The organism is Candidatus Avoscillospira sp. LCP25S3_F1, assembly GCF_052117125.1.
GTDB lineage: Bacteria > Bacillota > Clostridia > Oscillospirales > Oscillospiraceae > Avoscillospira_A.
In genome coordinates this window covers 23,131-29,323 of sequence record NZ_JBQKJT010000026.1, presented here as the reverse complement: position 1 = coordinate 29,323, position 6,193 = coordinate 23,131, and the positions used below count along the sequence as shown (strand labels likewise).

4 protein-coding genes are annotated in these 6,193 nt (G+C 60.4%); all 4 read left to right on the top strand.

The features are described from left to right. Positions 1–121: 121 nt before the first annotated feature. Positions 122–955, top strand: coding sequence for a mechanosensitive ion channel family protein (locus ACTQ33_RS15540; protein WP_441465442.1), 834 nt, complete (start codon positions 122–124; stop codon positions 953–955). 342 nt (positions 956–1,297) lie between these two features. Next, positions 1,298–3,193: an anaerobic carbon-monoxide dehydrogenase catalytic subunit gene (gene cooS / locus ACTQ33_RS15535; RefSeq protein WP_441465441.1), complete on the top strand. Its 1,896-nt coding sequence runs from the start codon at positions 1,298–1,300 to the stop codon at positions 3,191–3,193. Positions 3,194–3,238: 45 nt separating this feature from the next. Then, the gene (locus ACTQ33_RS15530) at positions 3,239–4,003 is read left to right on the top strand and encodes a nucleotide-binding protein (RefSeq protein WP_441465440.1); all 765 of its coding nucleotides are present in this window, start codon (positions 3,239–3,241) and stop codon (positions 4,001–4,003) included. Between the two features lie 24 nt (positions 4,004–4,027). Continuing rightward, on the top strand, positions 4,028–6,163 hold the full coding sequence (acsB, locus tag ACTQ33_RS15525) for an acetyl-CoA decarbonylase/synthase complex subunit alpha/beta (RefSeq protein WP_441465439.1): 2,136 nt from the start codon (positions 4,028–4,030) through the stop codon (positions 6,161–6,163). The last annotated feature ends 30 nt before the right edge of the window (positions 6,164–6,193 follow it).

The window sequence follows — 6,193 nt, the reverse complement described above, 5'->3', positions numbered from 1 at the left end:
CTTTCGTGAACCATCTTGTGGTAGGAGCCGCCAACCAATCCACAGCATCCCTTACAGTGTAGCACAGCCCTTGGAGAGGGGCTCTAATAACTACTACTCTATAATACAAGGAGGCGGCCCCATGTCTGTGGATACGTCCGCCATTACCAAGGTGTTCGGCACCATCAGTGCCGCCCGGATTCTCCCCGCCATCCTCACCTTTGTCGTCGCCTACTTTGTCTTGAAAATCGTCGTCAAGGTGGTGGGCAATCTGCTGGACCGGACCCCCATGGAAAAGACCATTGTCCGGTTTATTCGTTCTGCCCTGCGCATTGTCATGTGGGTGCTGCTCTCGGTCATCACCGCCAGCGCCCTGGGCATCGACACCACCTCCATGGTGGCCCTCATCAGCGTGGCTTCCCTGGCCATTTCCCTGTCGGTCCAGGGCGCTCTATCCAACGTGGCCGGCGGCATCACCCTCCTGTCCACCCATCCCTTTAAGGTGGGCGATTTCGTGGAAGTGGGCGGCATGTCCGGCACCGTCCGGGAGATCGGCATGACGTATACCACCCTCACCACCGCCGATCAAAAGGAGATCTTCGTCCCCAACAGTGAGGTGTCCTCCAGCAAGATCATCAACTATACCATGGTGGGCACCCGCCGGGTGGACCTGACCTTCACGGCCTCCTACGACGACGAGGTGGAAACCGTCAAGGACGCCCTGCGAAAAGCAGCCGACCTGCCCCAGGTCCTGGAAGACCCGGCTCTGTTCGTGGCCGTCAGCAAATACGGCGACAGCGCCATTGAGTATGTGCTGCGGGCCTGGACCACCAGCGACGATTACTGGACCGTGTATTATCGGATCATCGAGAATGTCAAGATTTGCTTTGACGAGGCGGGCATCACCATGACGTATCCCCACCTCAATGTCCATCTCTCCGCCCCGGACGCTCCGGCCACAAAAAAAGACGCATAATCCACCCTGCGGACGCATCTGTTTTTACAGGTGCGTCCGCATCTTTTAATGGAAACCCAAGAAGCAAAAATCGCGGTGACTTTTCGGAAAAATGGACAAATGAACCGGTGGAAAATCGTCTTTTTTGCAGGGCGCCGCGGGCCGCTGCTCATTGACATTGTCAGTCAGAATTGGTAGAATATATCCGGATAGGGGGGTTATGTCATACCATCTTCCCAGCCCCCCGCTGGGCCGGCGTGCCGCGCCGACGCCCTGCTTCTTTTAGGCGCCGCTGTTCAGAGGTGCCGTCCCACGCAAAAACCCTCACAATCTTTGGTCATCATGAATTAGGAGGATATTACATTGAAGGAATGGGATCGCTTAATTACTGTTGAAGAAATGGAAGCGGCTACCGAGCGCTTGCTGGAAACCGGCAAGAAGGTCGGCGCTGATTCCTGGCAGCAGCGCGTCAAGAACCAGACCCCCCACTGCGGTTTCGGTGAATCCGGCACCTGCTGCCGTATCTGCTCCATGGGCCCCTGCCGCATCACCCCCAAGGCCCCCCGCGGCATCTGCGGCTGCGACGTCCATGGCATCGTCGCCCGTAACTACCTGCGCTTCACCGCCGGTGGTTCCGCCACCCACTCCGACCACGGCCGCGCCATCTGCCACACGCTGTACCTGGCAAAAGAGGGCGGCAACTATCAGGTCAAGGACCCCGAGAAGCTGAAGAGAATCGCCACCGAGTGGGGCATTGAGACCGAGGGCAAGGACATCTATGATCTGGCCCACGAAGTGGCTGAGACCGGCCTCATGGAGTACGGCAAGCCCTTCGGCACCCAGCGTTTCCTGAAGCGCGCCCCCGAGGCCCGTCAGAAGATCTGGGAGGAGCAGGGCATCGCGCCCCGCGCCATCGACCGCGAGGTCAGCCAGTCTCTGCACATGACCCACATGGGCTGTTCTTCCCTGCCCGAGGCGCTCATCCGTCAGTCCCTCCGCGCCGGTCTGTCCGACGGCTGGGGCGGTTCCATGATGGGCACCGAGTTCTCCGACGTCCTGTTCGGCACCCCCAAGCCCGTTGACACCAACGGCAACCTGGGCGTTATGGAGAAGGACATGGTCAACATCGTTGTCCACGGCCATGATCCCTCCCTGTCTGAGATGGTCGTTCTGTACGCCCAGGACCCCGAGATGATCGCTCTGGCCAAGGAGCACGGCGCCAAGGGCATCAACGTATGTGGCGTCTGCTGCACCGCCAACGAAGTCGCCATGCGTCACGGCATCCCCATGGCCGGTAACTTCCTGCAGCAGGAGAACGTGGTCCTGACCGGCGCCTGCGAAGCCATCGTCGTCGATGTGCAGTGCATCTTCCCCGCCCTGGGCCCCCTCTCCAAGTGCTTCCACACCAAGTTCATCACCACCTCCCCCATCGCCCGGATGCCCGACTCCGACTTCATCGAGTTCCACGAGGAGACCGCCGGTGAGAACGCCAAGGCAATCGTCAAGATGGCCATTGAGAACTTCGACAACCGGAATCAGGACCTGGTGTTCATCCCCGAGATGAAGACCAAGTGCACCGTCGGCTACTCCGTTGAGGCCATCAAGAAGTGCCTGGACGGCGTCACCAACAGCCATGTTGACGAGCTGGGCACCACCAAGCCCCTCATCGACTGTGTCAAGGCCGGCGTGCTCCGCGGCGCTGTGGCCATGGTTGGCTGCAACAACCCCAAGGTCCGTCCCGACACCTTCCACATCGAGCTGATGAAGAAGCTGCTGGAGAACGATATCATTGTCATCGTGTCCGGCTGCTCCGCACAGGCTGCCGCCAAGGCCGGTCTGCTGGATAAGGAAGCCGCCAAGTACTGCGGCGAGGGCCTGAAGCGCGTCTGCAAGCTGGTGGATATTCCCCCCGTGCTGCACATGGGCTCCTGCGTCGATATCTCCCGTATGATGGTTCTGGCCGCCGATATCGCCAAGGACTGGGGCATCGACATCTGCCAGGTTCCCGTCGTGGGCTGCGCCCCCGAATGGATGTCCGAGAAGGCCGTCTCCATCGGTAACTACGTCGTTGCCACCGGTATCGAGACCTTCCTGGGCGTCAACCCCTACACCAAGGGATCCACCGAAGTCGAGGGCCTGCTGCAGGGTACCGTTCAGGATTGGGTCGGCGCCAAGTTCGTTGTGGACACCGATCTGGATTCCCTGGTGGAGAAGATGATGGCCTGCATCGAGGAGAAGCGTGTCGCTCTGGGCATCTGATCCCCTTTATCCCCGCACTTTACATGAATTAAAAGAGGTTTCGTCATGAAAATCGCTGTTACCGGCAAGGGCGGCGTGGGTAAAACCACCCTCTCTTCCACCCTTGCCCGGCTCTATGCCGATGAGGGGCGCACGGTGCTTGCCGCCGATGTGGACCCCGACGCCAACCTGGGCCTGGCCCTGGGTCTGACGGAAGAGGAGGTCAACTCCATTGTCCCCGTCTCCAAAATGAAGGAGCTGGCCCGGGAGCGCACCGCTGCCAACGCCAGCAACACCTTCTACAAGCTCAACCCCGAGGTCTCGGACCTGCCCGACAAGCTGGCCAAGGACGTCAACGGCGTCAAGCTGCTGGTCATGGGCACTGTGGACACCGGCGGCACCGGCTGCGTGTGCCCCGAGCATGTGATGCTCAAGGCGCTGCTGTCCAGTCTGGTGTTCCGCAAGGACGACGTGGTCATCATGGACATGGAGGCCGGTCTGGAACACCTGGGCCGCGGTACCGCCAGTCTCATGGATCAGTTCATCGCCGTCATCGAGCCCGGCGCCCGCTCCATCCAGACCTATGAGCGCATCCGCCAGCTGGCCGCCGACATCGGCGTCCATAAGGTACAGGTGGTCGGCAACAAGATTCGCAGCGAAGACGACAAGGATTTCCTTCGCTCCCGCATCCCCGAGGATGCACTGCTGGGCTTTATCAGCTATAACGAGGAAGTCATCGACGCCGACCGGCGCGGCCTCTCTCCCTATGACGTAAGCCCCAAAGCCCTGGAGGAAATCCGGGCCATTAAGGCGAAAATTGACCAACGCTGAAACATGAAAGGAATGAATCGATAAATGGGATTATTTGAAAGAGTGTTCAGAGGCTCTGACGAGATGTTTGCCAAGGCCGAGGCCGACGTAAACGCCCTTGTTGCCGAGCTTGGCGCTGACGCCCCCATGACCATGCCGGATACGGCCTATTTCCTGGCCTGTATCTACGCCTACCTGGGCAAGAAAGTCACCACCGTCGGTGAGCTGCAGGCCACCCTGGCCGATGTGAAGGCCATGATGCTCCGCGAGCCCCGCACCAACTCCATCTTCTCCTCCGGCGTCGGCACCGCCATCGCCGCCGAGATGATCGAGGCCTGCAAGTACGCCCGCAGCGCGACTCCTTACGAGGGCACCTCCTATCACGGCCACTTCACCGATGCTGAGGTCCGTGAGCTGGGCGTTCCCCTGGTTACCCGCGATATCCCCGGCTTCGTCGTCATGATCGGCCCCGCTCCCTCCGCAGAAGAGGCTGCCGAGACCATCAAGGGCTATCAGAGCCGCGGTATCTTCGTCTTCCTGATCGGCGGCATCATCGAGCAGGCCGAGCAGATGGGTCTGGCCATGGGCTTCCCCGTCCGCGTCGTGCCCGTCGGTGAGGATATCTGGTCTGTGGGCCACGTTATCTCTCTGGTTGTCCGCGCCACCATGATCTTCGGCGCCACCGAGCCCGGCGATTACGATGCGTTCATGGAGTACTCCATGGACCGTATCTTCGCCTTCGTCAACGCCTACGCCCCCGTCAACGACATCACCGTGGCCTGCGGCGCCGGCGCCATCAAGATGGGCTTCCCCGTCATCACCAACGACACCAACGACATGTGGGCCGTGCCCAAGTCCCTGATTATCCACACCGATACCAAGGACTGGATCGACACCTCTCTCGAGGCCCGCGACATCAAGATCAAGGTCACCAACATCGACATCCCCGTGGCCTTCTCCTCTGCCTTCGAGGGTGAGATCATCCGTAAGGCCGACATGCAGATCGAGGCCGACGGCTCCCGCGTGGACTGCTTCGAGCTGGTTCTGTCCAAGGACGCCCACGAGATCGAAGATCACGCCATCATCCTGGACGGCCCCGACTTCGACGAGTTCGAGCCCGGTTCCAAGATCAGCTTCACCATGATCGCCGAGGTCGCCGGCAAGTCCATGCAGAGCGACTTCGAGCCCGTCATGGAGCGTAAGATCCACAACTTCCTCAACTGCATTGAGGGCGTTATGCACACCGGTCAGCGTGACATGATCCGTATCCGCGTCAGCAAGGCCGCTTTCGAGGCCGGCTTCCGCGCCAAGCACATCGGCGAGGTCCTGTACGCCAAGATCAAGTCCGAGTTCGACACCGTCGTTGACAAGTGCCAGGTGAAGATCTGCACCGTCGCCGAGAAGAACAAGGACCTGCGCGCCATGGCCAACAAGGTCTTCGACGCCCGTGACGAGCGCCTGAAGTCCCTGACCGACGAGTCTGTTGAAGTCTTCTACACCTGCACCCTGTGCCAGGCCTTCTCCCCCAGCCACGTCTGCATCGTTACCCCCGAGCGTCTGGGTCTGTGCGGCGCCGTGTCCTGGCTGGACGCCAAGGCTACCAATGAGCTGGACCCCACCGGTCCCTGCCAGATCGTCACCAAGCACAACTGCATCGACGAGCGCGTGGGCCGTTACGAGGACGTCAACGAGGCTGTCCAGAAGTACTCCCACGGCGAGCTGGAGCAGGTTACCCTGTACTCCATCTTCGAGGACCCCATGACCTCCTGCGGCTGCTTCGAGTGTATCTGCGGCATCGAGCCCTGCACCAACGGTGTGGTTATCACCAACCGTGAGCATGCCGGCATGACGCCTCTGGGCATGACCTTCTCCGAGATGGCCTCCATGACCGGCGGCGGCGTCCAGACCCCCGGCTTCATGGGCCACGGCAAGCACTTCATCTACTCCAAGAAGTTCATGAAGGCTGAAGGCGGCCTGGGCCGTATCGTGTGGCTGCCCAAGGCTCTGAAGGAGCAGATCCGCGACCGTCTGAACGAGTCTGCCAAGGAGCTGTACGGTGTCGACAACTTCGCCGACATGATTGCCGACGAGACTGTCTGCGAAGAGGATACCGAGCAGCTGCTCAACTACCTGACCGAGCACAACCACCCCGTACTCGGCATGGACCCCTTCGATTTCTAATCTAGGTTTCCAACCCATCAAGGCCCGGAT